We start from the raw sequence: 26,333 nt of genomic DNA on the forward strand, positions 1-26,333 counted from the left end.
CAACGAACGATTTTTGGAGCAAGCCATGAATGACAAGACTCAGCTTACCGAAACGAAGAATACTTCGGTTGCGCCGCGCGGCACTTTGCCGGCAGCGACGTCACGTGTGGCCCCGATGGTGCCGCCGGTTGACGTGGTGGAAGACAGTCATGGGATAACGTTGTGGGCTGATTTGCCGGGCGTAACCCGCGACAAACTAGATATCCGGGTGGAAGGGCCTAACCTTTTTATAGAAGCGGAGGCAGTTGTACCGACGCCAGCCGAGATGCGGTTGCAACATGCTGAAGTTCTGCAACCACGCTATGCACGCGCATTTGCACTCAGCGGTGATTTTGACAGTACCAAAATCGAGGCGAACCTGAAAAATGGGGTGCTTCGCTTGACGGTGCCGCGTCGTGAAGAAGCCCGGCCGCGCCGGATTGAGGTCACCGCGAGTTAAAACGCTCGACTAGTGCCGCCGACGTCTTTCGGAACGGAGCAAAAGTAAAATGGCCAGGCGCCTCGGCGGCCTAATCGTGGACGAGGCCTATCAAAGCCTCGTCCACGTCCTTCGCGCGGGACCTATCGAAACCGGAAGCTCTATATTTAAGGACTGGCTATCCCCTTGTCTGATAACACCGGTCAAAGAAGCCGACAAAGTTTTTCCGTGGTTGCATCTGGGCAGTGCGTTCGCACCTTGCAAAATCATGCCCGAAGTCGCTTTGGCAATCATGAAGCCTCCTGTTCAAGGTACACCGCTCGTGGCATCGAATTAAAGCCTGTAGCCGGCTTGCAAGGCTTCGACAGGCACCCCAGGTGACCGTCCTGCCAGGCGCTCGAACTCGATCGGATCGTGACTGGAGAACACGGTGATATCGCGCGCGGAAGGGTCGTTGCACAACGCACGCAGCCGTCCCTGATTTCGCCGACGTGCATTACCGTCCTTGCCCATCATCCACTGATAAAACGCGAGCCCCGCTGTGCAATGCGGACGAACGCCATCCATCTCGGTGTGGCAAAAATAAGCGTCTGCCGCGTGCAGCAACCAGCGCTTCCCCGCGCGCACCGCGACTCCCGCATGCCCAAATGTGTGTCCGCGAAGTGGATAAATGCAATATCGTCGCTGAATCCCGCAAGCGGCAGTACGCGCTCAAAACCGTACCACGTGTCGCCGCCGCGCTCTGCGTGGACCTGCCAGTTGGCTCGCGTTGACCATTGCTGCGGCCGGAAGCGCTGACAGTCAAGCCAGGTCAGCTGGCGCGCAGCGTACTCGCGCTCGATTTGAAGCATGTGGACCGTGGCATTCAGGAAGTCGTCGAGCCCGCCGGCGTGATCAAAGTCGAGGTGACTCAGCAGGATATGACGCACGTCGGACGCGCAAAAACCCATTCTCTCTATCTGGCGAAGCGCCGTCATCTCTTCGCGAAAATCTGGCTTTAGCATTGCAAGAAAGAACGTGCTTAGACGACTGCTCGGATCGGCGACATCGCGCAGGCCAAAGCCCGTATCAATCAAAACGAGGCCACCCTCTGATTCGACCAATAAACAGTGACACGTCAATTCTCCGCGTCTCAGAAGACTGGCGGTGCGGCCGTCGAAGAGCTTTCCGCCGAGCGGACAACTCGAAATGCAATTCAGATGATGCACGCGCATACCGTCACCTCCTTGTCGATGGCAGCGAGCAATCAGTGCGCCTTGTCCTTACCTCAAAGATTCGTTCGACAGCTGAGCGACACGCCGCAGGCAGCATCAAGCTGTTCGAGCGGTGTCACGGATCGGCGTAATGACGCCGGGATGATCTCCGTAAAGGCGCCAGTTTGAAGTGAAGTAAAGCGCGGATTCGAACGGACTTAAGAATGCGTTTTTTTATCCGATTTTGCAAGCCGCGTCTGGTCGGGTTCGGGCATTGGTCTGGGCATGCGGAAACTGTCACCATCTAGCACGATGCGATAACCGTGTAGATAGCATTCTTCCGAAAGCAGCTCGGCACAAGCTCTCGGACCAGCATGCCGAGCACAAAACATGAGAAACCGATAAGAAGTTCGACCACTAGCATACGTTGTTACGCCGTCCTCGCGAAGCGCATCCTCTACAACGTCACCTCAATATCGGGGTGGAACCGCGCGTTAGCTTCAACGATCAGCGGGTAACCGGCGCGCAACGAAATTGCTGTCAAAGCCTGATGGCTAAAATTCGTCATGACGGGATGCGTGACGATCTGGACATGCTTTAACTCGTCCAACTCCAGCAGCTTGGCTATCAGGTCCGGCCGGCGAGCGACGAAGTCCGATGCACGGTACCGGTCATATTTGTGCTCTGCCTTCTTGCCCTCGCTTGCGATAACCCACTCGCGCCAATTACCATCCAGCAACTCGATAAGCTCCTTGTTGCTTCGAATGATATTGAGCACATCGTGATCTTTGACGGACTCTGGCGGCATCACCTTCGGATACAAGGGACGCTCGAAACCAACCAACAAATCGACAACGATCATTTCGAGTTCGTTGGCATCAGCGTAATGGCGCGCGTACATCAAGCCATTCAGCCGTTGATGACCGGACAGTCCCGTTATGAATCCCGGTATCGACTTCACAAGCCGTTGCAATCGGCAGGACAAGCGTTCAACGACTCGCTAGCTCAGCAGGTTATGAAGGACCTCATCGATCCGCCGGCAATGCGTGCCATAAAGGACCTCATCGATCCGCCAGCAATGCGTGCCATGAAGGTCGCTCTATGGGCGGGGAACCGGCACACGCAGCGGAAGTGGCAAACCAGATCGCGGACAACAATCTGGCAGTCGAAGTAGCCACTGCTGCGGACGACCGCTCGAGCCTCATGTTCTCGATGGCCCGCATGCGTACGCAGTTGTTGTCTGCCGTCGACAGCGTGAAGACGTCCGCGAATGCGATCGCTAACGCGAGCCGTGAGATCGCCGTCGGCAACACGGACTTGTCGTCTCGCACAGAGCAGCAAGCGGCGTCACTCGAAGAGACAGCCGCGAGCATGGAAGAACTCACTGCGGCCGTGAAGCAAAATTCCGAAAACGCGCGTCAGGCAAGCGGCTTGGCCGGCAATGCCCGCGACGTTGCGCAAGAAGGCGCGACGATCGTGACGAACGTCGTCGGCACGATGGCAGAGATCGAGCAAAGCTCGCACAAGATCGCCGAGATCATCGGCATGATCGAGGGCATTGCGTTCCAGACGAACATCCTGGCGCTCAACGCGGCGGTCGAGGCCGCGCGTGCCGGGGAACAGGGGCGTGGCTTTGCTGTGGTGGCGGGCGAAGTGCGAAGTCTGGCCCAGCGATCGTCCACCGCCGCAAAGGAAATCCGCGAGTTGATCGAGGCGTCAAGTTCGCGCGTCCACGCTGGCACCGCCCTTGTCGGGCAGGCCGGAGAGACGATGACCAAGATCGGCGCAGCCATCCAGAAGGTCACCGACATCATGGACGAAATCGCGTCTGCTTCGAACGAACAGAGTCGCGGCATCGAGCAGGTGAATACGGCGATTGCCCAGATGGACGAGGTCACCCAGCAAAATGCAGCGCTCGTCGAGCAGGCCGCCGCCGCTGCCGGTTCGCTTCAAGATCAGGCCGAAACGCTGCGCGCGACGATGGCCGCGTTTAAAACCGAAGCATAAGCAGGCGTTGGCGAGCGGTCTGCTGACGGCTCGGCCCTCTTTAAAGAAAGAAGACGCCCCACCCTGCGCGGCTATGTCCGCTTTGCGCGGGGGGTCTTTGCCGCGTTGGCCGTCTTTGCGGCCTTAGTGGAGCGCGCGGGCGTCGCGTTTGTTTCTGACTTCGGCTTCTTAGTGCCAGCCCATTTGGTATCAGCAGCGGAGATCAGAAACTTGGTCCTGTCTTTCACCGATGCCAACCATCCCGGCGCCTTGCCGCGGCCGCTCCACTCTGCTCCCGATTTGGGATCTCGGTACTTCGCCGGCTGGGGACCGCGAGGGTAGTTCCCGGTGCGCTTGCCCGAGTCGCCATCGTTAGACTCGTTTGCCGCAGAGACCAGAAATCTCGCACGATTCTTAGCGTTCGCTATCCACGACGGCGCTCGGCCTCGACCGCTCCAGGTCGCGCCCGTCTTCGGGTCACGATATTTGCCCGTCCCAGCTAGCGCAGCGTTGGCCGAGTCCTTTGCTGTGCCGACTCTTCCGCCATTGGTCAGGTCGTCGACTGTCAGGCCATGCTCTTTCATAAGCGAAAGAATTTTTGCGACGGCTGCGATGGCCTGTTTTTTTTGAATCGCTTCTGCTCGAGCCTGCAATTTCCTAATCCTTTCTTCGATGTTTGAGAGGGTCGTCATTTTCTCCCCTTAGGTCGTCTGACGTTCCGCACTATGCCATATGTCTTTTCTTGCAGGCTCGGAGACGCAGGCTAACGAACTCGCAACCGTCGTTGGTCAGTTCCTCGTAACTTGAGGCGGGGAGGGGCGAGTGACTTGACTATGCGCGGTTATTGGTAAGCTCATAGGCGTTCCAATAGCCCTGCAGTAGAAGCAACGAACCGATGTCCAAGAGAAATCCGACGAAGTCGCAGCGCGCAGTAATGGAGTTGCTCGATCAGGGCTTACCGATTGAGCAAATTGCATACAGTCTTGGCAAGAGCGTCTTGGCTGTGACAAAGCAGCTAAACCGAATCAAACGCCCGGTCCGTGAAGGAAGGATCGATCCTTCTCCCCTCCCGATAGAGCGCGCCGCAAGCGAACGCGCATCTACCTTGCGGGCTTCGATGTATTTCGGCGCGACGCCAAGGAACACGGCGAACGCTTGAAGCAGCTCTGTCGCGATCGCGGCTTCGTTGGGCTCTATCCGCTGGACGGCAATGTCCCCTCCTCTTCTCTCTCACCGCAGGACGCTGCCCGCCACATCTATGCGGCGAATGTCCAGTTGATCCGTTCGGCGGATATCGTCATGGCTAACCTCGATGACTTTCGGGGCGCGGGCGAGCCAGACAGCGGCACTGCTTTCGAAGTGGGCTTCGCCGTGGCGCTCGGGAAACCCGTTCGGGCATATCGATCGAGCGAAGCGACGCTCGTTCAGCGTGTTCAAGCAGCGGCGACGACGGGAAGCGACGGCGCTTACTACGCCGGCGGCTATCTCATTGAGGACTTCGGCCTGAGCGTCAATCTTATGCTGGCCTGCTCCGCTCGACTCGTTGTCGGCGGACCGGCTGCTTGCCTTGATGCCATCAGGAGCAAGGCAGATGAGGACACCCCGGGTCTTGGTTGCTCGGGGTTGGCGAAGCGTTAGCTTCGCTGTATGGTTTGGGGTGAGCAAACTTCAGTATATCTATTTCTATGCCCGACGACGACCTGTGGCTTGCTGCCCCCGAGGACGCCTATGCGGAATGGCAACGTGAAGAAGCCACTGGCGCAGATCGCCGCGCCTTTGCCGACCAGTCGATCGTTCAACACCGGTCGATGTTCTCGCGGTTCAACGACTACCTGATCGCACATCATGCGAGCGTGGCGAGCTATGGGGCGGACCACCTCGACGGTTTCTTCGCTGATCTTGCGCAGGATTGCGCGCCCGGCACGACCACCCGCCTTCGCTATCTCAAGCTGATCGACCGGTTCACGCGGCACCTCGTCAACATCGAACTGCGTGCGGACAATCCCGCCGCGCAGATGCTCATCAATGAGAGTTGGCCAGAGGACGAACCGACGCCGATCTATCTTTCGCTGAAAGACGATGTGCGCCTACAGGGTGTCTGCGTCGCCACGCAAGGCGCTGCGTTCAAAGAACTGCGGAACACAGCAATCGTGGCGCTCTTTCTCGCCTCGGGTTTGACGGCGGCCGAGTTGAGGCAACTGAGGGTCGATGATCTCGATGTCGCCTACGATCGCCCTACTGTCTTCGTCGACAAACACGGGCCTCGCATCGCGCGACGGGTGCCCGTCGATGCTTTTGCTACAGACGTTCTGCGCGCCTACTATGAAGCGCGTCGAAGCATCCAGTGCGTGACGCAATGGTTGTTCATTGCCACCGCAGCAGGAAAACCGATGCAGCCGGACACGATGCTCAAATGCGTGCGTGTCGCTCTTAAGCGGGCCGGTTTGACTGCGGCCGATGAGAGCCCGCGCTTGCTCCGGAACACTTATGGTCGCCGGCACGTCGCAGCAGGCAGGACCAATGAACAGGTGAGCAACCTCATGGGCTTATCCAGCCACCGCACCGCCACTCGCCTTCGTCAAACTCTTGATCCTAATAAGATGTCGGAAGCACAGGAACAGGCTACAGGCTTAGAAGCCTTCCGACCGGCTTCGGCCAAAAGCGCTCATACTTGGTCTCAATAATCGGGCGTGTTTTCACAACTTGTCTCGGTCAGCAAGTAGGCCTGCGTGTACAACATAGATTGTACGTGCTGTGGCGCGAGCAGAGCGGCCCCGGCGTACGCGAAAGGACTCACACGATGCTACGCAAACGACCTGTCGACGCGGAAACGCATGGTGCCGAGCGCGGACTTGACCGCTTCGAGGGATTAAGTGACGCGGTTTTCGCGATCGCACTGACCCTGCTCATTGTCGAGATCAAAGTGCCCGGATCTCCAGAGGGCACGCGTGGCTACAGCGACCTCGCAAGCGCCATGGCGGAGCAGTGGCGCGAATTCCATTCCGTGGCCCGAAAGAACTATCGCTGCCGAATAATTCCGGGGCAGCTGGCGGCGAGGGCGCGGCAAAGATAGGAAGGAGTAGCTATTTTCTAGCTTCGAATGCTCCTCTTCTTTTATCAATTCGAAAAGGACCGCGGGAGCCGTCGATACGCCCGATGCGGACACCGCCGTGTTCCGTCTCGCGCAGCCTTCACCGTAGCGAGTTGTTACTAGTTTTCTCGGCCTCGCTCAGCTCCTCTCTGGGGTTATGCCGCGGCTTGGGCGGTGGCAGCAAAAAGAAGGCGACGCACAGCAGTGCAATGGCTACCCCGATCCAAGACGCCGTGATCGCGACGAATGCTGCAGCGATCTGGACTAGCGTCGCGACGCCGAAGCGGCAGCCTATCAAAAGCAGCGCGCTGGCGAGCGCCGGTTTGCTCGATCTTCCCTTTGCCGTCCGCGCCGCCAGTCCGACCGTGCTCGTCGCCAATACGCTGCCCGAACCGTCGCATCGTTTGCCGTGACTGGCGAGGTTGCAACGCGGACAATCGGCCAGCTCGCGGCCCAAATCGGTCATGGCGAAATCCAAACCCGGCCGCGCGCGATGAGCGTTGCCACTTGATAGCGGCCTCACCGCTCGTATCGCGTGCAAGCAACTTGCATGCGATCTGTGCGCTCCGCAACCTCGCTTAACGAAACTGCCCCTGCCCTTTTTATTCGAACCGGTAACCGTGCGAGGCAAATACCGAAAACATGTTCGACGCCTCCAAGGACGCAGGCCGCGTGTGCATCATCGAGACGTCCTCGGCCAGCATCTCGAGCATTCGACTCACGTCGATCGCGCCATGAGTTGTACTCCCGTGGCGCCCCACATTCCGCTCGCTTGCAGTAGACGCCACCATCACCAATCCGTCGTAGACCTTTTTGGTCAGCTCCAGCTCGATTTTCATGTTCGCCTCAGCAGTTCTGTCCAGCCACGCCTTCACCCATGCGATCGCCCGCTCGTTTGCGGCGGCCTTCGTGTTGGCATAACCGATGTCCGTGAATTTGAAAATGTGGTCGTCTTCCTCGTTTTCCCGAGGGCCGCGCTGGCACTAGGCCCATGAGTGCCAGAGGAATGCTTTTGCTCATAAAATGAGCGAAATTGTCCATTCTCAATATTCGGCCGTCTCTACCAGTTGCTCGGTCTAGGCATCTCTACAACGTTATTCACTTTATCGTGGATAAGCAACTTGGGTATGGGTATTAGACCGGTAGCGGCGTTTGGCGCCGTTTATTCTCGCGCATGTTTCGTCAATCCAAGCTTCCGGTTTCTGTTAGCTTCCCGATTCGCGCGTGGTCGCTGCTATCAGCGGGCACTTCGGAGTTGACGCCGAAACGTCGGAGCGCGCGCTCGAACCCACGAACATGGGCGTGCTCAGCTCCGCGAGGGAAGCAGAATTGGCTTCGTTCCCTGATGACCATCCCGGAAATTTTAGCCGGCGCCAAAGCAATGAGCGAGAAGCACGGAAACGCGCAGTTGCGTTGGCTGAGGAGTTGGTCACCGAGTTCGCGGACACCGCGAGGGGCGACGAAGAGTATCATCCGCGTTTGACCGAGCAACGGCAGCCAGCAGGATGAACGAATACACGATCACTGATATCGAGAACGCCATCAACTACTAGCGATCGCGGCAGGCGGCGACAGATAACTTCGCTGTCTGCCTCAAAGCAAGAGTACTGGCGAACGTGTACGGAACGATGATCTACCATCAACGAGAGCGCGTCGAAGCGAGAAACTTGACGGCGGAACAGAACGAGGCGATAGGTCATGCGCTCGCCCAGAAGGAACTTCTTTGACCCGACGAGAGAGGACGAACGTGTCGAACGTCGCTAGCGTCCTGATATGGGTCGACGCCGTGGCCGGCGGTGGCCGCGTCGAGATATATTCGCGAGAGGTATCGAAGGCGGATGCGCTGCGCATGTTTGCATCAGCCAGCAGCGACACACGAGCGTTCGAAGAAGACCTCACCGACTGGGTGGCAACGGAGATAATCGGCGACCTTTTATACGCCGGCTATTTCTGCCCTACGAGCAAACGCCTAGACGAGGAAAAGCAAGTGTCGTTCGCGCTTGTACATGCTTGCGACGCCATCGGCAAACATTTCGGCATTGATGCTGGAGTCCTCGAACGCGCATTGCGGCCCGAGAATCTGGCTGAGTTGGCTGCAGCACGGGACGCAGAGATCGCATCTCTGATCCATGATCTTCCCGAATTTATGAAGGACGCCGAAGCCGTGCGAGAAAAGCATGTGTCGGTGCGAGCGGCCGTTGCCGAAGAACTGGCGACGTCCATCGCGGCCGGCAAGATTACTTCGCACTGAACGTCCAAGACGCCAAATGATGCGCCATCACCAAGCATTCGAAAGCGGTGCAAGACCTTCACAGCCTCATGCATTCTCGACGCTAGTGCCACGGATCGCCAGGAACAGGAAAGCGCTGACAACAACTGCAATGCGTCGCACGGTCCCCATATTTCAATTGCAGGCTAGACCGGCGTTGATGACCTAGACGTGGGAAGCGCACGCCCGACCATCTTCGCCGATAAGCATGGGGCCCGCATCGCGCGTCGGGTGCCGATCGAGATGTTCGCCGTCGAGGTGCTGCGCGCATATCTTGACGAGCGCCGCTCCATGAAGTGTGCAACGTCTTGGCTGTTCGTTACGACCGCCTCCGGCAAGCCGATGAGGCCGGACACACTGCTGATTCGTGTGCGCGCCGCTTTGCATGAAGCCAATCTTTCCGCACCGGACGAGAGCCCGCGCCTGCTGCGGAACACGTTTGGTCGACGCTTTCTCATCGCGGGAAAACTAATGAAGAGGTCAGTGTCCTGATGGGTTTGTCCAGCCATCGAACGACGACGCGGTTACGTCAGATCCTCGACGGAATTCTGATCGAAGGCTTGCAAGGGTGACGTTGGACTTTGCAGCATGCCAAGCAACAAGGCAGCTTGCAGGCGACGGTTCGAACTCGCAAATGAGCGCACCAGTCACAAAGCGGCGCTGAAAAAAGAAAAAACCCGCTCGGTTGGGAGCGGGTTGAATCCATATCAGGAGACATGGAGGAGACGGGGTTAGTATAAACCCGTATCGCAGCTTTGCAAGGGGCCGTCGGCACGGAACACACTAATCGGGGTCCGCATTCGGGCCGGCTGTTTGCCCTGTGCGTGCCCTGGAGGTGGCGCCATGTAACCCACGCATTCTTTAAACGAGCCGCGTACGAAGCGCGATCCGCCGATACCCTTCTGTCGGCGCGCTATGCGCTCACGATCCATGACGATCATCGGCGACGACGAAGATCGGTCCCATTGGCCGATGGACTCCAGCATCGAGCTCGGACGGATTGACGAGGTGCTACAGATGACCGGTATCGACCCCACTCAGCCACTGCCTCCGCCGCAATTTCCATCGCGGCAATTTTCACCGCGGCGAAGCTTCCAGCGCAACGACGTGGACAATCCGCCCACGCCACCCCGAGCGCGGCGAGTCCTGAGATGGGTCGCTGGAATGGTCCGAGCAGGGCCCGCGTACGCGCTCCGGCAACGCCGGCAGGCGAGATGCCGCTCGTCATCGAGCCCCAGCTTGCCACTCTGGTGGATCGTCACCCTGCGAGCAGTGACTGGTCCTACAAAATCAAATTCGACGGCTATCGCATGCTCGCTCGCGTCGAGAATGGCACCACGACGCTGATTACGCGCAACGGGCACGATTGGACAAGCCGCATGCCGCGCCTTCGGAAGGCGCTCGCATCGATTGGTGCCGACCACTTGTGGCTCGATGCCGAGGCGGTTGTGCTAGACGCGTCGGGTAAGCCCGATTTTAATGCGTTGCAGAACGCCTTCGATCGTCGACGCACCCCCGATCTCGTTCTTTTTGTTTTCCATCTGCTCTGGCCCAATGGTGTCGACCTGCGTGAGGAGCCGCTGCGTCAGCGCCGCAAGCTGCTTCTCGATCGAGCCGTTGGACGCAGTCGAGAGCCCGCTCATCCGCTTATCCAATGACTTCGCCGACGACCCTGCATCGCTCGTTTCGTCCGCGTGCAAGGCAACTCGAGGGCATCATCGGCAAGCGCGGCGACGCGCCCTACCGCTCTGGCCGATCACCGGACTGGATCGAACTCAAGTGCAAGTCTCGCCAGGGATTTGTGATTGGCGGGTTTTCACGCGTCAAGGGCGCGAAATCAGGTGTACGTTCGTTGCTTCTCGGCGTGTACGAAGAAGACGGATCGCTGCGTCATGCAGGCAATGTAGCGCCTCATTTCACGCCGTCACACGCGGCTGCCTTCGCCAAGCGTGCGGAATCGCCTCGGCAGAAGAAATCGGCGTTCTACACTACACCGACGCCAGAGCGCGATCGCGACTTTCACTAGTTGGCGCCCGACATCGTTGCCGAAGTCTCATTTCTGGAGTGGACGCCCTCCGGCGAGATCCGGCATGTCGCAACGGACGCAGTTCGAGCACCGTGGCAGCGTTCTCAGTCCGCGCCGGTCCGGGCTTTGCCGTGTCGATGCCCATCGCGTGGGATGAACTAGAAGAAGTAAGGGACGGCGACCAGTGGGCCATGCTGGCGGCCGTCAAGAGGCAACGCTCTCTGGACCGCGACCCGTGGGACGGCTACTGGCGCACGCGGCAAGGCATACGCTGCAATGCGCCGGGCCGTCGGCATGAAGTAGTCGTGAAGGCTTAAGTCCGCGATTGCGAAACCGATTCTGTACCCGATCCCGTACCCTTGAGTGCCTCATGCTGATGAGCGTGGGTCGCGCCATACTTCAATTCGAAATGTGCGCCCTTGCCGCTTCGCGTCGGCGGAAAGTGTTCACCTTTTACACAGGTGACCTCGAACGTGTCCTTTCCATCGTCGTGAACGACCGAGTAGATACCCGACACCTTCACGATCTGTCCAGGTTTATAAGCTGTATCGCCTGCCATCATGTCCTCCTGGTTGACGTGGATGATGACCGAGTAAAGCAACCGCTGTGCCCCGCGTTCGTACGGCGCGCGCACCGCGCGACGTACGTCATTGACCTTGAAGTTCGTCAGATTGCATTCCCAGTCAATGTTTCTGGCTTGTTTGAGGCTAGCCGATCACTTCAGTTTCGGATTCATCGGGTCCATTGCGGTCATCGGGTTCACCTTTACGAGGCGGTGGTTTGAGTCCCGCGAGTACACGCTGTCGCAGGGCCTGCTCGTTCAGCAGCAAGCGAATCTTTTCGAGGGGCGACCAGTTGCCCCAAATTTTCTTCAACCCACACCTTGTGCAGGCAGTCGAAATAATCGCCGATCTGCTGCATGACCTCCCGGGCCTGTGCGATCTCGAGCAACATGCGCTCGACGTCCGCGTTGCCGCGATACTTGCGCCAGAACGTTCGGCCTTCTCTGATGCCGACAGGCTCGAAGCGAGGGAGCTTGCGAGCCATCTAGAGCGGCGACCTGGAGCACTTCAGGTCCGCTGTGCAAGCATCGCCCGCGTGCAATTCGCAAACCACGCCTTCAGTGTAAGCGATGCTTGCGACTGCAAACTGCAAAGCCAGCAAGCGCTTCGACCGCGTTCTTTGGTGTTTCTCCAGTTTGTCCACGCGTCCTCCCAGGAGGTCTATCGCGACATGTTAGTCAGGACCGGGACGATCAGCGTCTTTTTGAATAAATCGCTGCGTAGTAGCGGCGTCGGCTTGGAGCTGCGCAGCGCACGCCCGCCTAAGCAGCGAGCCGGTGTTCGTAATAGGGCCGGTCGCGATCGTCGAGGATCGCATAGAGCGCGGCCAAATTGGAGGCGTCTGGATTCAACCATGCCTCGACGTTGTCGGGCTTGATTGGGACGATACAGCGGTCGTGGCCAGCGGCCTGCACTTCCGGCGGCGGTTCGTCTGTGATGGCCGCGAAGGAGAGCAAGTCAGGCTCCCCCGGAGCGCTCCATTTCGACCACAGGCAAGCGACATACATCAGCTGCCCGTTGTTCGGGCGAAACTCGAGGACCACATTTTCGTCCCGCTGATGAGTCTCCAGCAGTGTCCCTTCCATCTTTGCCTTGCTGACGTTCTCGTAGAAAACATCAACCAGCATGAGGCCATGCGTGTGACCGAAGCACGGCTTCCAGAAGCCTTCGAGATTGTCGCGCCGCGCATTGTAAGTGCCGGGGTACTTCACGTCGTAGTTGGCCGGTTTGCCTGCGATTCGGCACTGGTAGCGCATCGGCTTGATGACGTACTCGCCGTTCTCGATCACTAGGACCGGTGCGAACGTGCCCGGGAAAATCCGTGCGTCGCGCGGCCTAAACTCGGTTCGGTTCAGGTCCTCCAGGCGTCGCAACGAGGCTTCGATCTTGTCAGTCGCGATCCGCTTGCTTTCGGTAGCGGCTTTAGTGATTTTCGTTTGCAGCGTGCGTTCAGCATCTGCAAGACGCGTGCGCTGCCTGAAAAGCTCCTGCTCGATCTTTGACGTCTGCTCGACATTGAACCGATCGATGAATTCTTTGATCTGGCGTTCGTCGTCGCTTTGTGGTTCGCGAAATGCGTCCTCCATCGCCTTCGGAATCTTGGCCTTGCTGCCTTCGGCGCGCTCCCAGAACAAGCGCGCAAATTCACGAATGTCCATCTGCGCGCCGAACATCTTGACGTATTTCCGGTAGTCCGCCTGAATTTGGGCCGAGTAGCACACTGTTGTCTCCCTGGATATTGACCTTAAGTCCGATCGTGAAAAGGGGTCGCTAGCTCGCCGTGCCGGTGGCGTCACGGCACAGCCGCATCATCTTCTGCACCACCGTGCTTGCGTGATTCAGGCCCATGTCATCTGTGAACAGTGTCTGCACGTCCGACTGGCGCACGGCAATGCCCGCCCCCTTCAGATCGCGCCGCGCGATCTGAAGGGCCAGTTGGCCGATGCGGATGCGCGCGAGCCAGTCCATCGTGACGAGATTGCGCTTAAGCCAGATGCGGCAGCTCTCCACCACGTGATCGACGCGCCATTCGTGCGTCAAAGCGTAAGACGCGGCTACGGTCGCCACCAGAAAGCAGAGCAAATCTGCACGTGCGCCAGTCAGTTCGTCGATATCGGGTTTCATCATGTCGATCCTGCTTTTTCTCCGTATTCCACCATGGTACCGATCGGCCGACCTCGGTTGCAGATGCGGACGCGCTGCGGGCTTTCAACGGCGCGCTACCGTCGTAGGCTGCAGCGCGATTCCGTGGCAATGCATGAGCCGTCGCCCCCGGCAGTAATGGCGATCGCGCACGCTGCCGTCGACTTCCCAACTTCAGCGATCTCCGACATGGAATGTCTGGGCTAAGCATATTGGTCAGCTTTTTTGGGGTCCAGCTAAAAGGGCGCAATTCACTCCTTCATTTTCTGCGCTAAGATACCACTGTACATCCATACAGTGTTTTTGAACCTCCTTTGCCATGGCCGCTCTGCCCAAGCACATTGAAGCGATCCATCCTGCGATCTGGCGTGGGTCGCAACTCGCGCGGGCCTACGGCAAGACGATCGACACCGGCTACGCGGCCCTGTCGGCGGAATTACCCGGCGGGGGCTGGCCCATTGGCTCCTTAGTCGAGTTGCTCATCCAGCAGCCGGGAATCGGCGAAATGCGCTTGCTTAATCCCGCGCTGATTGCCGCGAGCCAACGACCGGTCGCGCTGCTGCAAGCCCCGCATGTGCCGAACAGCCTCGCCTTTGCCTACTTGGGTGTGCCGCTGAACAAGCTCACGATGCTGCGCGCGCCAAAGACTGCGGATGCGCTCTGGTGCGCCGAGCGCGTACTGAACGCACGAAGTTGTGGCGCCCTGCTCTTCTGGCAGCAGCACATTCGATCTGAGGCGTTGCGGCGATTGCATCTGGCGGCACAAGCAACCGAAACGCTCCTGATTCTGGTTCGACCGCTCGCCGCCGCCCAGGATTCGTCACCCGCGACGTTACGACTGGGGGTGCGGCCCGCCGACGGCGGCATCTTTGTCGACATCATCAAGCGACGAGGACCCACCCGAACCGAGTCACTCTCCATCCACCTTCAACCGTCTCCGATCCTGCTCAGCCCCCATGGCCGTATTCGTCGCCATCTTCCTGCCCCGGCTCTCGCTGGAGGTATTCCGTCCGAGGTGGTCGCCTCCGACTGAACACGGATGTGTGGTGCTGGAACGCGACAAGGTCATTGTGCTGGACCAGGCAGCACGAGACGCGGGGGTGAGGGTGGGGATGAAACGAGGAGGTGTCACGACGCTCGCGGCCGATGCGCTGATGGTTGACCGCGACCCAATGCGTGAACACGATGTACAGCGTGAAGTCGCCTTTGCCTTGCTTCGCTTCTCGCCGCAGGTCGCCATGCGCGAGGAAGAAACCCTCATTGTCGATGTCACCGCCAGTCTTCGGCTTTTCGGCGGCATTCGACAGGTGTGCCGGCAGATCAACGAGACGGTCAGGACGATCGGCATCACCGCCCGCATGAGCGTGGCGCCGACCGGCCAGGGCGCGTGGCTGCTCGCTAAGCGCGGGCGCAGACGCGTACTCAAGATGAGTTCGCTCGAACGCCACCTTGGCGTGCTGCCTTTCGTGGTGGTGCCGGAGATTCGGTCGTTCAGCGACTGGTTCAATGGTCTCGGTTGCCGAGTGCTCGACGATATTCGACGCCTGCCGCGTGCAGGGTTAAAAAAGAGGTGTGGCGTGGACTTATTGGAGTCGCTTGACCGCGCCTATGGCCTGTCTCCTGAACTCTACGAGTGGCTTGAGTTGCCGCCCGCTTTCAGCGCGCGCACCGAACTGCTTGATCGGGTCGAGCATGCCGAGGCCGTTCTCTTTTCCGCGCGCCGTCTGATCGTCCAACTGTGCGGCTGGCTGAGCGCGCAGCAACTCGCGCTCACGCAGGCCACGATCACGCTGGAACACGAGCGCGGTCGCCAGGCCATTGAGCCCACGCAGATCGACATTGCGCTTGCCGAACCCACCTGGCACGAGGAACACCTGGTCCGCCTGCTCAGAGAGCGACTTGGACGTATCGAGCTCGAAGCAGCCGTCATCGCCGTGCGGCTGACCGCATCCCGAGTCCAGCCGGCCGAGCCGCCGAGCGATTCGCTGTTTCCCGACCCGGGCGGTTCGACGGAAGATCACAAGCGGCTGCTCGAATTGCTGGTGGCGCGCTTGGGGCCAGAGAATGTCCTGCGGCCTGCGCCCACCTCAGACCACCGGCCTGAACACGCCAATCAGTGGATACCGGTCCAGGACACCGCCCAAGCGTGTCCGCCCCCGGCCGAACTTCCGCGCCCCACCTGGCTACTCAACGAGCCGGTGCGGCTCATGATCAAAAACCACAGACCGTTCTACGGCTCGCCGCTCAAACTCGTTTCCGCTGGCGAGCGTATTGAAGCGGGCTGGCACGACGGCGAACTCGTGACGCGCGACTACTACGTCGCGGAAGCCACCGACAAGAGCTGTTACTGGATCTACCGCGAGCGACCGAGCGTGAATACCGAGGAAGTCCGCTGGTTTCTTCACGGCCTGTTCGGATAGCAGGTGTTGACGCCGTGGATCTGTTTTCGTCGACCCTACCCGACTACGCGGAGCTATTCGCGTTCACGAACTTTTCGTTTCTGCACGGCGCATCGCACGGCGAAGAGTTGGTGTTGCGCGCGTCGCAACTGGGATACTCAGGCCTTGCGATTACCGACGAATGTTCGCTCGCCGGCGTGGTGCGCGCGCATGTGCAGGCAAAGGAAGACAAGCTGCCGCTTGTCATCGGCTCGTATTTTCGGCTCGTGCATGCCGACAAAACTCCCGCGTTTGGCCTCATCCTCCTTGCGCAAAATCGCAACGGCTACGGCAACCTGTCCGAGCTAATCACACTCGCCCGCATGCGGGCCGCCAAGGGAAGTTACCTGCTTACGCCGCACGATCTTTCCAGACCCGAAAAAGAACACGCTCATTTGCGTGGCATGCCCGACTGCCTGGCTATCCTCGTGCCGGATTTCCCTGCGAAGGAAGAAGCGCTCTCGGCACAAGTCGAATGGCTCAACGAGACCTTTCCCGCTCGCGCGTGGGTCGGGTTGATCTTGCACCAGCGCGCGATGGATGACATCCATCGCGGCAGTGTCGAGTACGTCGCCGACCGACATCGCGTCCAAGTTGTCGCGCTAGGTAATGTCGTGATGCATGTGCGCTCGCGCAAGCCCTTGCAAGACACGATGACCGCAATCCGTATCGGCAAGCCCGTGGCCGAATGCGGCTACGATCTCGCACCGAACGCGGAACAGCACCTGCGTTCACGGCTACGTCTGTCGAATCTGTATCCGGCGCACGCGCTCGCTCAAACGCTCAACATCCTCGAGCGTTGCACGTTCTCGCTGGACGAATTGCGCTACGAGTATCCGGATGAACTTGTGCCGAAAGGCTTCACGCACGAAGCCTATCTGCGGCAGGAAACTTACATCGGCGCTCACAAGCGCTTTGCGGCCGGCATTCCGCATGAGGTGCAGCAGCAGCTCGAATACGAGTTGCAATTGATCGGCGAGATGCGCTACGAAGCTTACTTCCTAACAGTCTATGACATCGTGCGTTTCGCACGCAGCCAGCACATCCTGTGTCAGGGACGCGGCTCGGCGGCAAACAGCGCGGTCTGTTACTGCCTGGGCGTGACCGAAGTGGATCCCTCGCGCGGCAACATGCTGTTCGAGAGATTTATCAGCAAGGAACGCGGTGAGCCGCCTGATATTGATGTGGACTTTGAGCACCAGCGGCGCGAAGAGGTTATCCAGTACATCTATCGCAAGTACGGCCGAGATCGCGCGGCGATTGCGGCAGCGGTGTCCACGTATCGGCCGCGCGGAGCATTGCGCGAAACTGGCAAGGCGCTCGGCATCGATCCGCAGATCGTCGACAAGGTCGCGAAGAGCCATCAGTGGTTCGATCATTCGCAGGACCTGTTGCGCCGCTTCGAGGAGTCAGGGCTTGACCCACAAAACCCCATCATCACAATGTGGGCGAAACTGGCCGCGCAGATTCTCAACTTTCCACGACATCTATCGCAACACTCGGGAGGCTTTGTCATAAGCCGCAGCAAGCTTACGCGGCTTGTGCCCGTCGAGAATGCGGCGATGGCCGATCGCAGCGCCATTCAATGGGACAAGGACGACCTTGAAGCGCTAGGGCTTCTGAAAATCGACGTGCTCGCGCTCGGTATGCTGTCGGCCATTCGACGCACGCTCGATATCGTCTCTGAACAACGCGGCGAACGCTTCGAGATGCAGGACATTCCGCCAGAAGACCCCGTGACCTACGAGATGATTTCACAGGCGGACACGGTCGGTGTGTTTCAAATCGAATCGCGTGCGCAAATGAGTATGCTGCCACGCATGCAGCCACGAACCTTCTACGATCTCGTGATTGAAGTCGCCATCGTGCGTCCAGGACCGATTCAAGGCGGCGCAGTGCACCCCTATTTGCGGCGGCGGCAGAAGATCGAACCTGTTTCGTATCCGAGCGCGGAGCTGGAGACCGCATTGGGTCGCACCCTCGGCGTGCCTATCTTTCAGGAGCAGGTGATGCAGGTTGCCATTCTGGCAGCAGGCTTCACACCGGGCGAAGCCGATCAGCTTCGCCGCGCGATGGCGGCATGGAAACGCAAGGGTGGTCTCGAAAAGTATTACGACCGCATCGTCAACGGCATGAAGGAGCGTGGTTACGACAGGGCATTCGCTGAAGCCATATTCGAGCAGATCAAGGGCTTCGGCGAATACGGTTTCCCGGAGAGTCACGCCGCAAGCTTCGCGCTGCTGGTGTATGCGAGCAGCTGGCTCAAATGCCATGAGCCGGCGGCCTTTCTCGCGGCGATGCTCAACTCGCAACCAATGGGCTTCTATTCGCCCTCACAACTCGTACAGGACGCGCAGCGTCATGGCGTTAAAGTCGTGCCGATCGACGTGACGGTCAGTGGCTGGGACTCGGTGCTCGAACGTCAGCCACGCGGCTCAAAAATGTTTGTTCGTCTTGGACTTTCTTTGTTGAAGGGTATGCGTGACGGCGCCGCGCAGCGCATCGAGAACGCCCGAGCGGTGAGACCATTCGGGAGCGTGAGTGACTTGGCGCGCCGAGCCCAGCTCGACCGCCATGATTTGCAAGTGCTAGCGGCTGCTAACGCCCTTCAATCGCTCGCGGGCAACCGACGCGAAGCGCTCTGGCAGTCGGCCGCCGCCGTGCCTGACCGAGATCTCCTAGCTGAAAGTCGGATCGACGATGAAACACCCGTGCTCGGCGCGCCTTCCGAGGCACAAGATATCGTCAGCGACTACAACTCGACGGGGCTGACGCTTGGCCGGCATCCGTTGTCGCTTTTGCGCCCCACGCTTTTGGAGCAGCGCCTCATGCCGGCCTCGACTCTGCGAACCTTTCGAAACGGGCGTTTGGCTCGCGGCTGCGGGCTTGTGACCGTCCGGCAGCGACCGGGGACGGCGAAAGGCGTGATGTTCGTCACGCTTGAAGACGAAACGGGAAATGTGAACGTCATCATCTGGCCATCGCTGCTTGAGAAGCAACGCAGAGAAGCGCTGGGCGCCGCACTGTTGGCTGTGTACGGCACCTGGCAATGTCAGGGAGAAGTGCGACACTTGGTTGCGCAACGGCTTGTGGATATGTCCCACCTTTTGGGCGGTCTTACAGCCGTCAGTCGAAACTTCTGTTGAGGTCCTCTGCAGGTCGAAAGGCGCATGACGACCCTTATCCGACGGTCGGGGCGTGTTTTCCGCGCGACCGGTATGCGCGGCGAAGCAGCCGCTCACATACTGTCGTCGGTGGCAGGGGCGGTCGAATCAGGCTGGCTGAGAGCGGCTAAAAAGATCGTCGCACGAACGTGCCTGTGCAGGCGCGGAGCACTGCGGTTTCGTTTCATTATCGAGCAAATGCCGGTTGATTAAACACTCGGCTGTCATCGTTGACGACCAGCATAGCGTCGATGGCAGTCAGCGTCGGCGAAGGGGACCGAGCCGACCGCTCCCGTGACGAGCGCTTGAAAAATCGCTTGTGTCACCGTTGCGGATTAACGCCGCGCGGATGAGGTGCGGCGACTGACTCGCGCGACTATCATCGCGGATACCGCACACACCGTCATAACGCCGCTCAAGCCGATCACGCCAAAGCGCGGAAACAGCATGACGACCAGCGAACTCGTCACCGCGCCGGACAGCATCTGTACCGATGTCAGCAGACCGCCCGCCGCGCCGGCCAGTTCGGGGAGCGGATCGAGCGCACGACGCGCCGCGCTGGGTGCGGCCAATCCAAAGCAAAAGCTACTGACGAGAAAAAGCGGCATCGCGGTGCCCAGTGTGACGCAGTCAAGCGAAGCCAGCGCGATCAGGCCTATGCCCGCAATCGCCGCCAAGGCAATCGCCACGAACAGCGATCGTCCGCTCGGTACGCCACGTCGCGCGAACACGCCGTTGAGCGCCGCGCCCGCGACGATGCCCGCGCCCGTCGTCGCGAACATCGCGATAGACGAGCGGGCGCACGTGCAGCGTGCCCAGCAGTACCAACGGCGAACCCGCGACATACGCGAACATCCAGCCGAAGCCGAGTCCGTTGATGACGATCGCGCCCGCCGCATCGCGATGGCGGAGCACCGTCGCGTAGTTGCGCACAAGCTTCTTCATCGAGAACCGAGCTGTCGCGATGCGCGCGGATTCACGCAAGCCGCGCCATGTCACAAGTGCCGCGACGAGCCCGCAGCCCGCCATCACGCCATAGATGCCGCGCCAGTGGATGACCGCCAGCAGCGCGACGCCCAGCGATGGGGCGACGATCGGCGCCACGTTCGCGACCACGGTGATCGACCCGATGCGGCGCTGCATCGCCTCGCCTTCGAACAGGTCGCGCACAATGGCGAGCGCGATGGTCATGCCCGAGCCCGCGCCGAGTCCCTGCACGAAGCGCGCGAGCAGCAGCACGCCGATGGAAGGCGTGCATGCCGCCAGCACGCCTCCGGCCGTGAAGATCACGAGGCCCAACAACAGGAGCGGTTTGCGTCCGTACGCATCGGACAAGGGCCCGTAGACGAGCGGACCGATGACGAAGCCGGCCATGAATAAACTTAGCGTGAAGCCGGCGGCGCTGCGCGTTGCGTGCAGCGTATCGCCGATTTCGCCGAGCGCGGGAAGCGCCATGTCGATTGAAATCGGCGGCAGCGCGGCTAGCCCGCCCAGGAAGATGGCGAACAGAATCGACGCAGGCGCAAGGCGGGCGTCTCTCATGGCGTCAGAACGACACGGCCCGGCGTGCCTGCTTCGACGGCGCGGTAGGCGGCGACTGCCTCGGCGAGCGAAAAAGTTTGCGCGATGAGGGGCGGCAAGTAACTGCCGTCTTCGAAACCGGGCCGAAGCGCTTCGAGTACCGATGCCGCCGCGGTCAGATCGCGCTTGAGTGAATCGACGCCGAACAGGCGGCTCTCGTTGTGATAGAAGTCCGCGAGATCGAAACTGACCTCGCGGCGGTCGGTCGCCGATATCTCGACGAGACGCCCGCACGGGGCAAGCATGCGGACGGCAGTCTCGAACATGGAGCCGCCGACAGTATCGAGCACCACCGACGCGCCGCCGTCTGTCAGCGCACGTAGCTTGTCGACGGCATCGCCGGTGCCGATGTCGATCAGCTCATCGACATGAGGATTCGGCCGCGTGCCGCGCGCCACGCCGATGATCCTGGCCCCAATGTACCGCGCAATCTGCGCCGCCGCGCTGCCCACGCCGCCAAGACCGATGATCGCGACGGTATCGCCCGAGTGCACCTGCGCCGCTTCGACGATGGCGCTCCACGCTGTAATGAAGTTCACGCCGATGGCCGCTGCCTGCGCGTGCGTCAAGGTACGCGGCTTCTCTCGCAGACTCGCGACCGGCACCGCGATCTGCTCGGCGTGCGTGCCGTCACGCGTGAAGCCAGTGTCGCCGCCCGAGCCCCATACATCCTTCCCGAGCCATTGCACTGGACCGTCGATGACGACGCCCGAATAATCGCGGCCCGGCGTGCGCGGCAGCGTCGTCTGACTCATCCGTCCGGCCACGTTCTTTACGTCACTCGGATTGATGGATGCCGCGCGCATCTCCACGATGGCGGTCCCCGTCCTCGCAACGAGCGCCGGCTGATCCGCGACGAAGAGGACATCCGGCTCGCCATGGCGGTCGAATCTGAGCGCTTTCATAACGTTTATCGCTCCGTGACTGGTTAAGATGGAGCGATTATTCGCGATCGCAGCGTCGCCAAAAAGAAGCCACGAAGGCATAGAATCTTTGCGCCAATCGGAAAGATGAGGCGGCAAACGATGACAGATGAGATCAACGACATGCGCGCTTTCGCGCAGATGATCGACGCGGGTAGCCTGTCGGCAGCGGCGCGCGCGACCGATTCCTCCCCTGCGGCAATGAGCCGGCGGCTCGCGGCCCTCGAGCGGCGGCTGGGCGTGCGCCTCGTCACGCGCACCTCGCGCCGCTTCGAGTTGACGGCGGAAGGCGCCCAGTTTTATGAGCGCGTGCGAGCCATTCTCCTGGCCGTGGAGGAAGCGCAGGCCGAGGCGAGCGCGCAGTCGCACATGCCGCGCGGACTGTTGCGCGTAGGCGCTCCGTCGGAGATCGGACGCAAGCAGATTGCGCCCATCATCACCGCGTTTTCCGAGCGGTACCGGGAAGTCGAAGTGCGGCTCGTGCTGTCGGATGTAGGACTCGACGTGATCGACGACAATCTGGATGTCGCGCTGCGTATCGGCTTGCCGGCGGATACGGGCGTCATCGCGAAGAGACTGCTGTCGAGCAGGCGTGTCGTCGTCGCGTCGCCAGACTATCTTGCGCGACACGGCGCACCGCGCAGACCTGGAGACCTTGCCGCGCACGATTGCATCCGGCTCGTGCGCGGACAGCGGGTGTTCGACCGCTGGCGCCTGCTCGAAGATGGGAGGCCGCGCGATGTGCTGGTGAGCGGAAGACTCTCGACCGCGAGCGGTGAGGTGCTGCACGACTGGGTGTGCGACGGGCGCGGTCTCGCGCTCAAGGCCCTATGGGACATCAAGGACGACCTAGAAACGGGAAAGCTCGTCGAATGTCTGGCGGACTACCACTGCGACGAGATTGAACTGTACGCAGTCTTTGCGAGCCGCCGGCATCTGCCGCCGCGCGTGCGCGTGTTTCTCGACTTCGTGACAGAGACCCTTGGAAACGCTACGACCGTCGCGCTAGGATAGGTGGGATGGCCGTTTAACGTTTTTTGAAATTCTGTTGATGCCGCCGACGAATCAAGTGGGCCGATCAAAGTTGACACCCAGCGTCGCGTGTAAGATTCCCGCTATGAGCGATTCCTGGAACAGACCCATGCCAATCGAGTCAGAGCGCCTGATCTTGCGACCATGGAAAAATGCGGACAGGCAGCCTTTTGCGGACATATCGGCTGACGAAGGCGTCATGGAGCATCTGCTGCCGCTTACCGCACATGACGCGTATCACACATGGATCGACCGCCAAATCGAAAATCAGCAAAAGCACCGCATGTGCTTCTGGGCGGTCGAGGCCAAGCAAGATGGTGCGTTTGTCGGCGCGGTCGGCCTACTCTCAGTCACTTATAGAGCGCATTTCACGCCGGCGGTGGAAGTTGGCTGGCGTGTTGCACGGCCCTTCTGGGGCTTAGGCTATGCCCCAGAAGCTGCCGCAGCCGCAATTCGCTTCGGGTTCGAGTCGCTCCAGTTGCCCAAGATTGTGTGCAACGCCGGCTCTGCCAATGAGAAATCGATGCGGGTTATGTCGAAGCTCGGAATGCTGCGTGACCTAAACGGCGATTTCGACCATCCGCTGGTCCCGGAGGGAAATCCACTGCGCCGCCAGGTCCTGTACCGGCTCACGCGGAGCCGATGGCTCGCACAGTCCGCGGCAGCCAGCCTTTGAAGTCGAGTCGTGGTTGCCGCGTCGTCAATCAAGCGCATTCGTCGCCACGCCAGGCCTGAGCAGAGATTCGAGGCGTGGTCGTCGCCGCTTGCCAAGAACCGGCGTTTCGGTCACCGCCGTCTCTAAGAAACATCGGTTCGAGACGCGTAACCGTCCGCTTTCAGACGGTGAATTGCCGGCCAGATGTCTGGCCGTCGGCATAAGCGGAAGACGGCTTATGGCCGGTAACAGCGTTCGATGCCCGCGAAGAGGATGAACGCGGGTCTGACCAGCGATACAACAGCACGCAGCGCTTTCTGGTATCTGATACTGATCGAGTTTCCCTCGCTTTGGGGGACGCTTCGCCGTCACACCGACATTCTCAGCGACCGGCCTGCAAGATTCGGTACGCCCACTCAATTTGCTCCTCGTGGCTCTTGGGCGGCATGATGGACGGCCCTTAAATTCATGGCAAGCGCTTTCGCCGCCGCACGCAACGCTTTTATTGCGGCGAACCGGGACGCCTCGGGTGATGCCGTTCGATGTGGCCAACCAAGAGCTGTCCTAACTCCTCAACGAGACGGGCATAAGCGTCGCGGTTGTCCATGGCGCTTTCCTGTTTAAGCGCGATGCATCATCGTTGTCTTTCGCATCATCTTGTTTTCCAGTGCGTTCAGCAAAACAGTCTCGGATCGAGCCCAAACGCCTCCTGATGAATGACTTTCAGTTCGCGGTAGTCGCTGTGAAGAGGGTTGAGGATAAGGTTCCAGTCAGCCGGACAAACTACAGAAGGCACTTTCATCGCGACCGACGTTCCTTGCATAAGCCAATGGCGGCCAACGTCGACGGTCGACGCAGGTATTGGCAGCGCGGTCCAGTCTCCAGGCAAAACTGGTTCATAGCCCTCGTCAACCAGATGATCGGAGATTTCTAGCTCTACGAGAAAGAGATTTCCCGCCGGAGGAATGCCTGACGCATGCACACGCACCTCAAGGACCGCCGTTGCCGCATTTAGACTCGTGTACAGGGCGGGCATTCCGACCGGATTCCAGCGTCCGCCAGCTATTGCCGCGCCATTGCCGCTCAGATCGTCAGCCCGATATTTTCCGGGCTTATCCTTGGCCAACCGAAAAAGCTTCATACGCCGACGCCGAACTCAATCCGCTGGAGGATTCTCTGCACTTCATCGTACCCGGCCTGCGTGTCTAGCATCGAGACGGGACTTTCGCCGCCCAATTCCGCGTGGGGAGCCTGCATCCATTTTGCAGCAAGCTCGCCGCTTTCAAATACGTCAGCGGCGTGCGCGTGGATCAGGATGACTCTCGACACGCGATCAGACTCTCCGCTACTCAGGCGGTCGCCAGCGGCAAGCTTCCGCGTCACAGTGCTCGACGGAATACGCAGGCTTGCAAGCAGCGATTGGATGCTGGTGTTCAAGACCTCAGAAGCGACAAGACCGATGATGTTCGGCTCCAGGCCCAGCCGGATTTCACGGCTTTGCGCTATCGGGTCGAGTTGGATAAACGCGGTCAGTCGCGAAGCGCGTGCGCCGCTTGGCGTGGCCTTGTTGGGCGAGGATCGAGCCGCAGGCATCATAGTCTCCAAATGGGTATGGCCATATGCCCATTATGGCGTTTTGCCCATTTGGTGTCAAGGCGACTATCAAATGAGCAAAACGACGCGTCACCGGCGTTCGTCAGCTCTCGGCGAAAGGCGCGCGAAAAACCTCCGTTTTCGCCTGCGCAACAATCCGCTTTCTGTTCACCATGCTTCTGCTATTCCGGGCAGGCGTGCGCGCCTCGCATTGGGCCGCAACGCGCCGGTTCCGTAGGCTATTCCGTTGCCTTGACAAGACGCTTCTCGGCCAACACTGGTTTTGTCAACGACCCGCTCATCTATGACGGGTCGGTGAATAGAAGGAACGATCAAAACGCCCGCTCAGGCGTCCACGAACTTAACGAGGTTTGGTTTGAAACAGTCGTTTTCTGCATTGCCGTCCATCCGCCTTTCCGCTCTGACTGTCTTGACCGTCGCCGTGCTCGCCGCATGCGGCGGCGGCTCCGGTTCCTCCGATTCCAACAGCACAGGTGGCTCGAACAGCACAGGGAGCCAGAGTGGCACGCCAGCCGCGTCGCAGAAAGCGAGCTTCCTGCCACCCGCATCCACGGCGCAGAGCGTTGCGGCAACGGGAGACCCCATCGCCGACAGCGTCGCGTACCTCAACGCCATACGGCATAACGTCGGCTACAGTTCGTTCCTCTGCTGACCGGCAACGAGAAGGAGTTTTTCGAGCGGCTTCGTCGCGCGCTTCCCGAGGCGTTGATCTTTCCGCAAGTCGCAATGTTAGCGATCATCCTGCCGCAAGCGCGGCAGTCATAACTGAATACTGCCGACCCGTCTGGGACATTCAGTGGTCGCTCATTTCAATGTCTCTTACAAGAGCGGAATTGACGCTCAAGGTAACCGTTGCGACTCTGATCGAACGAATCAAGACCCTTTCGGCACGTGCACTGGTAGTGCGTCGATGATCGAGGCGGGAATGTATTTACCGGAGCGACGACGTCCACGGACACGGCTTCATGCGCGGGCGTAGGCCGGTCTGGCGCCGCGTAGTCCGTCGGCGTCTGAACGATGGAAAAGCCACCACAAGCAGCGATCTCCTTCAAACCGGCTGTCCCATCGTCCAGCTCACGGTCAGGCACCGCCGATCGCGCAGGGTCCATAGGCCTCTGCAGCAGATCAAAACAGGGGATCAGCCTCAGTTTCCGTGACGTTGTCTTTCAAATCACAAACCGGCACAAAAACCGGCACCGCATCCGGTATATGCGCACCGGGTATGTCTAAAAAGCCAT

Annotated in this window: 28 protein-coding genes and 3 pseudogenes; 16 read left to right on the top strand and 15 right to left on the bottom strand. The window is 59.9% G+C overall.

Annotated features, from left to right (window positions below; translation table 11 throughout):
- The first annotated feature begins 25 nt into the window (after positions 1 to 25).
- Positions 26 to 439 carry an Hsp20/alpha crystallin family protein gene (locus tag QCE79_RS31345; RefSeq protein ID WP_309850843.1) on the top strand — a complete coding sequence of 138 codons (414 nt, stop codon included), beginning with the start codon at positions 26 to 28 and terminating at the stop codon, positions 437 to 439.
- Positions 440 to 751: 312 nt separating this feature from the next.
- On the opposite strand, the pseudogene QCE79_RS31350 reads toward QCE79_RS31345, so the two are convergent.
- Both QCE79_RS31350 and QCE79_RS31355 read right to left on the bottom strand, forming a co-directional pair.
- Positions 752 to 1,632: pseudogene (locus QCE79_RS31350) on the bottom strand (MBL fold metallo-hydrolase).
- A gap of 436 nt (positions 1,633 to 2,068) precedes the next feature.
- Positions 2,069 to 2,572: a hypothetical protein gene (locus tag QCE79_RS31355; protein WP_309850845.1), complete on the bottom strand. Its 504-nt coding sequence runs from the start codon at positions 2,570 to 2,572 to the stop codon at positions 2,069 to 2,071.
- Positions 2,573 to 2,706: 134 nt separating this feature from the next.
- Between QCE79_RS31355 and QCE79_RS31360 the strand changes: the two are divergent.
- Positions 2,707 to 3,618 (top strand): annotated as a pseudogene (locus QCE79_RS31360) (methyl-accepting chemotaxis protein); the annotation flags it as partial.
- A gap of 71 nt (positions 3,619 to 3,689) precedes the next feature.
- Here QCE79_RS31360 and QCE79_RS31365 read toward each other — a convergent pair.
- On the bottom strand, positions 3,690 to 4,289 hold the full coding sequence (locus QCE79_RS31365) for an H-NS family nucleoid-associated regulatory protein (protein ID WP_309850847.1): 600 nt from the start codon (positions 4,287 to 4,289) through the stop codon (positions 3,690 to 3,692).
- A 463-nt stretch (positions 4,290 to 4,752) separates the two neighbouring features.
- On the opposite strand from QCE79_RS31365, the gene QCE79_RS31370 reads away from it, so the two are divergent.
- The 3 genes from QCE79_RS31370 to QCE79_RS31380 all read left to right on the top strand — a co-directional run bounded on the left by QCE79_RS31370 (position 4,753) and on the right by QCE79_RS31380 (position 6,670).
- On the top strand, positions 4,753 to 5,235 hold the full coding sequence (locus tag QCE79_RS31370; protein ID WP_309850850.1) for a nucleoside 2-deoxyribosyltransferase: 483 nt from the start codon (positions 4,753 to 4,755) through the stop codon (positions 5,233 to 5,235).
- A gap of 47 nt (positions 5,236 to 5,282) precedes the next feature.
- Positions 5,283 to 6,281 (top strand): site-specific integrase, encoded by a 999-nt coding sequence (locus QCE79_RS31375; RefSeq protein WP_309850855.1) that lies wholly within the window; start codon positions 5,283 to 5,285, stop codon positions 6,279 to 6,281.
- Positions 6,282 to 6,397: 116 nt separating this feature from the next.
- Complete coding sequence (locus tag QCE79_RS31380; RefSeq protein ID WP_309850856.1) at positions 6,398 to 6,670, top strand: TMEM175 family protein; 273 nt, start codon at positions 6,398 to 6,400, stop codon at positions 6,668 to 6,670.
- A 118-nt stretch (positions 6,671 to 6,788) separates the two neighbouring features.
- Here the strand turns inward: QCE79_RS31380 and QCE79_RS31385 are convergent, their stop codons facing one another.
- Together QCE79_RS31385 and QCE79_RS31390 are read right to left on the bottom strand one after the other, a co-directional pair.
- On the bottom strand, positions 6,789 to 7,154 hold the full coding sequence (locus tag QCE79_RS31385) for a hypothetical protein (RefSeq protein WP_309850859.1): 366 nt from the start codon (positions 7,152 to 7,154) through the stop codon (positions 6,789 to 6,791).
- A gap of 136 nt (positions 7,155 to 7,290) precedes the next feature.
- Entirely contained in the window at positions 7,291 to 7,527 is a 237-nt protein-coding gene (locus QCE79_RS31390) for a hypothetical protein (RefSeq protein ID WP_309850860.1), read from the bottom strand.
- 726 nt (positions 7,528 to 8,253) lie between these two features.
- Between QCE79_RS31390 and QCE79_RS31395 the strand changes: the two are divergent.
- The 5 genes and pseudogenes from QCE79_RS31395 to QCE79_RS31415 all read left to right on the top strand — a co-directional run.
- Positions 8,254 to 8,415, top strand: a pseudogene (locus QCE79_RS31395) (DUF3717 domain-containing protein); the annotation flags it as partial.
- A 20-nt stretch (positions 8,416 to 8,435) separates the two neighbouring features.
- Complete coding sequence (locus QCE79_RS31400) at positions 8,436 to 8,939, top strand: hypothetical protein (RefSeq protein WP_309850861.1); 504 nt, start codon at positions 8,436 to 8,438, stop codon at positions 8,937 to 8,939.
- Positions 8,940 to 9,128: 189 nt separating this feature from the next.
- The gene (locus QCE79_RS31405) at positions 9,129 to 9,449 is read left to right on the top strand and encodes a tyrosine-type recombinase/integrase (protein ID WP_309850862.1); all 321 of its coding nucleotides are present in this window, start codon (positions 9,129 to 9,131) and stop codon (positions 9,447 to 9,449) included.
- A 722-nt stretch (positions 9,450 to 10,171) separates the two neighbouring features.
- Positions 10,172 to 10,615 (top strand): hypothetical protein, encoded by a 444-nt coding sequence (locus QCE79_RS31410; RefSeq protein ID WP_309850863.1) that lies wholly within the window; start codon positions 10,172 to 10,174, stop codon positions 10,613 to 10,615.
- Between the two features lie 460 nt (positions 10,616 to 11,075).
- Positions 11,076 to 11,300, top strand: a complete 225-nt coding sequence (locus QCE79_RS31415; protein ID WP_309850864.1) for a hypothetical protein — start codon at positions 11,076 to 11,078, stop codon at positions 11,298 to 11,300.
- On the opposite strand, the gene QCE79_RS31420 is transcribed toward QCE79_RS31415, so the two are convergent.
- From QCE79_RS31420 to QCE79_RS31435, 4 genes are all read right to left on the bottom strand, one after another.
- On the bottom strand, positions 11,297 to 11,542 hold the full coding sequence (locus tag QCE79_RS31420) for a YjzC family protein (RefSeq protein ID WP_250495207.1): 246 nt from the start codon (positions 11,540 to 11,542) through the stop codon (positions 11,297 to 11,299). The genes QCE79_RS31415 and QCE79_RS31420 overlap by 4 nt on opposite strands.
- A gap of 206 nt (positions 11,543 to 11,748) precedes the next feature.
- A complete protein-coding gene (locus QCE79_RS31425) occupies positions 11,749 to 12,030 on the bottom strand; it encodes a hypothetical protein (RefSeq protein ID WP_309850865.1) in 282 nt (93 codons plus the stop codon).
- A 277-nt stretch (positions 12,031 to 12,307) separates the two neighbouring features.
- A complete protein-coding gene (locus QCE79_RS31430; protein ID WP_309850866.1) occupies positions 12,308 to 13,267 on the bottom strand; it encodes an SOS response-associated peptidase family protein in 960 nt (319 codons plus the stop codon).
- 49 nt (positions 13,268 to 13,316) lie between these two features.
- Positions 13,317 to 13,673 (bottom strand): hypothetical protein, encoded by a 357-nt coding sequence (locus QCE79_RS31435; protein WP_309850867.1) that lies wholly within the window; start codon positions 13,671 to 13,673, stop codon positions 13,317 to 13,319.
- A 334-nt stretch (positions 13,674 to 14,007) separates the two neighbouring features.
- Here QCE79_RS31435 and imuA point away from each other — a divergent pair, with 334 nt between their 5' ends.
- From imuA to QCE79_RS31450, 3 genes are read left to right on the top strand one after another with little or no spacing between them, the layout of a single operon-like run.
- Positions 14,008 to 14,721, top strand: a complete 714-nt coding sequence (gene imuA / locus QCE79_RS31440; protein WP_250468093.1) for a translesion DNA synthesis-associated protein ImuA — start codon at positions 14,008 to 14,010, stop codon at positions 14,719 to 14,721.
- Positions 14,645 to 16,108, top strand: coding sequence for a DNA polymerase Y family protein (locus QCE79_RS31445; protein ID WP_309850874.1), 1,464 nt, complete (start codon positions 14,645 to 14,647; stop codon positions 16,106 to 16,108). Before imuA ends, QCE79_RS31445 begins: the two co-directional genes overlap by 77 nt.
- Before the next feature lie 14 nt (positions 16,109 to 16,122).
- Positions 16,123 to 19,272 carry an error-prone DNA polymerase gene (locus QCE79_RS31450; protein WP_309850877.1) on the top strand — a complete coding sequence of 1,050 codons (3,150 nt, stop codon included), beginning with the start codon at positions 16,123 to 16,125 and terminating at the stop codon, positions 19,270 to 19,272.
- Positions 19,273 to 19,625: 353 nt separating this feature from the next.
- On the opposite strand, the gene QCE79_RS31455 is transcribed toward QCE79_RS31450, so the two are convergent.
- From QCE79_RS31455 to QCE79_RS31465, 3 genes are read right to left on the bottom strand one after another with little or no spacing between them, the layout of a single operon-like run.
- Positions 19,626 to 19,979, bottom strand: coding sequence for a hypothetical protein (locus tag QCE79_RS31455; protein ID WP_309850880.1), 354 nt, complete (start codon positions 19,977 to 19,979; stop codon positions 19,626 to 19,628).
- On the bottom strand, positions 19,921 to 20,832 hold the full coding sequence (locus QCE79_RS31460; RefSeq protein ID WP_309850883.1) for an MFS transporter: 912 nt from the start codon (positions 20,830 to 20,832) through the stop codon (positions 19,921 to 19,923). The genes QCE79_RS31455 and QCE79_RS31460 overlap by 59 nt, the downstream gene beginning before the upstream one ends.
- Positions 20,829 to 21,776, bottom strand: a complete 948-nt coding sequence (locus QCE79_RS31465) for a zinc-binding alcohol dehydrogenase family protein (protein ID WP_309850885.1) — start codon at positions 21,774 to 21,776, stop codon at positions 20,829 to 20,831. The genes QCE79_RS31460 and QCE79_RS31465 overlap by 4 nt, the downstream gene beginning before the upstream one ends.
- A gap of 120 nt (positions 21,777 to 21,896) precedes the next feature.
- On the opposite strand from QCE79_RS31465, the gene QCE79_RS31470 reads away from it, so the two are divergent.
- Positions 21,897 to 22,808, top strand: a complete 912-nt coding sequence (locus QCE79_RS31470; protein ID WP_309850887.1) for a LysR family transcriptional regulator — start codon at positions 21,897 to 21,899, stop codon at positions 22,806 to 22,808.
- A gap of 127 nt (positions 22,809 to 22,935) precedes the next feature.
- Positions 22,936 to 23,502, top strand: a complete 567-nt coding sequence (locus tag QCE79_RS31475) for a GNAT family N-acetyltransferase (RefSeq protein WP_309850889.1) — start codon at positions 22,936 to 22,938, stop codon at positions 23,500 to 23,502.
- Between the two features lie 652 nt (positions 23,503 to 24,154).
- Here QCE79_RS31475 and QCE79_RS31480 read toward each other — a convergent pair.
- Positions 24,155 to 24,622, bottom strand: a complete 468-nt coding sequence (locus QCE79_RS31480) for an RES family NAD+ phosphorylase (protein ID WP_309850892.1) — start codon at positions 24,620 to 24,622, stop codon at positions 24,155 to 24,157.
- Complete coding sequence (locus QCE79_RS31485; protein ID WP_309850895.1) at positions 24,619 to 25,077, bottom strand: antitoxin Xre/MbcA/ParS toxin-binding domain-containing protein; 459 nt, start codon at positions 25,075 to 25,077, stop codon at positions 24,619 to 24,621. The genes QCE79_RS31480 and QCE79_RS31485 overlap by 4 nt, the downstream gene beginning before the upstream one ends.
- A 373-nt stretch (positions 25,078 to 25,450) precedes the next feature.
- Between QCE79_RS31485 and QCE79_RS31490 the strand changes: the two genes are divergently transcribed.
- Positions 25,451 to 25,747 carry a hypothetical protein gene (locus tag QCE79_RS31490; RefSeq protein WP_309850898.1) on the top strand — a complete coding sequence of 99 codons (297 nt, stop codon included), beginning with the start codon at positions 25,451 to 25,453 and terminating at the stop codon, positions 25,745 to 25,747.
- Between the two features lie 157 nt (positions 25,748 to 25,904).
- On the opposite strand, the gene QCE79_RS31495 is transcribed toward QCE79_RS31490, so the two are convergent.
- Positions 25,905 to 26,204 carry a chemotaxis protein CheB gene (locus QCE79_RS31495; protein ID WP_309850901.1) on the bottom strand — a complete coding sequence of 100 codons (300 nt, stop codon included), beginning with the start codon at positions 26,202 to 26,204 and terminating at the stop codon, positions 25,905 to 25,907.
- Between the last annotated feature and the right edge of the window lie 129 nt (positions 26,205 to 26,333).

The organism is Caballeronia sp. LZ003 (assembly GCF_031451465.1).
Taxonomy (GTDB): Bacteria; Pseudomonadota; Gammaproteobacteria; order Burkholderiales; family Burkholderiaceae; genus Caballeronia.

Coding starts and splice junctions, on each gene's coding strand:
- QCE79_RS31345 (WP_309850843.1), top strand. CDS start 26: ATGAATGACAAGACTCAGCTTACCGAAACGAAGAATACTTCGGTTGCG.
- QCE79_RS31365 (WP_309850847.1), bottom strand. CDS start 4,289: ATGACGACCCTCTCAAACATCGAAGAAAGGATTAGGAAATTGCAGGCT.
- QCE79_RS31375 (WP_309850855.1), top strand. CDS start 5,283: ATGCCCGACGACGACCTGTGGCTTGCTGCCCCCGAGGACGCCTATGCG.
- QCE79_RS31380 (WP_309850856.1), top strand. CDS start 6,398: ATGCTACGCAAACGACCTGTCGACGCGGAAACGCATGGTGCCGAGCGC.
- QCE79_RS31385 (WP_309850859.1), bottom strand. CDS start 7,154: ATGACCGATTTGGGCCGCGAGCTGGCCGATTGTCCGCGTTGCAACCTC.
- QCE79_RS31390 (WP_309850860.1), bottom strand. CDS start 7,527: ATGAAAATCGAGCTGGAGCTGACCAAAAAGGTCTACGACGGATTGGTG.
- QCE79_RS31410 (WP_309850863.1), top strand. CDS start 10,172: ATGCCGCTCGTCATCGAGCCCCAGCTTGCCACTCTGGTGGATCGTCAC.
- QCE79_RS31420 (WP_250495207.1), bottom strand. CDS start 11,542: ATGGCAGGCGATACAGCTTATAAACCTGGACAGATCGTGAAGGTGTCG.
- QCE79_RS31425 (WP_309850865.1), bottom strand. CDS start 12,030: ATGGCTCGCAAGCTCCCTCGCTTCGAGCCTGTCGGCATCAGAGAAGGC.
- QCE79_RS31435 (WP_309850867.1), bottom strand. CDS start 13,673: ATGATGAAACCCGATATCGACGAACTGACTGGCGCACGTGCAGATTTG.
- imuA (WP_250468093.1), top strand. CDS start 14,008: ATGGCCGCTCTGCCCAAGCACATTGAAGCGATCCATCCTGCGATCTGG.
- QCE79_RS31445 (WP_309850874.1), top strand. CDS start 14,645: ATGGCCGTATTCGTCGCCATCTTCCTGCCCCGGCTCTCGCTGGAGGTA.
- QCE79_RS31460 (WP_309850883.1), bottom strand. CDS start 20,832: ATGAGAGACGCCCGCCTTGCGCCTGCGTCGATTCTGTTCGCCATCTTC.
- QCE79_RS31465 (WP_309850885.1), bottom strand. CDS start 21,776: ATGAAAGCGCTCAGATTCGACCGCCATGGCGAGCCGGATGTCCTCTTC.
- QCE79_RS31470 (WP_309850887.1), top strand. CDS start 21,897: ATGACAGATGAGATCAACGACATGCGCGCTTTCGCGCAGATGATCGAC.
- QCE79_RS31475 (WP_309850889.1), top strand. CDS start 22,936: ATGCCAATCGAGTCAGAGCGCCTGATCTTGCGACCATGGAAAAATGCG.
- QCE79_RS31480 (WP_309850892.1), bottom strand. CDS start 24,622: ATGAAGCTTTTTCGGTTGGCCAAGGATAAGCCCGGAAAATATCGGGCT.
- QCE79_RS31485 (WP_309850895.1), bottom strand. CDS start 25,077: ATGATGCCTGCGGCTCGATCCTCGCCCAACAAGGCCACGCCAAGCGGC.
- QCE79_RS31495 (WP_309850901.1), bottom strand. CDS start 26,204: ATGGACCCTGCGCGATCGGCGGTGCCTGACCGTGAGCTGGACGATGGG.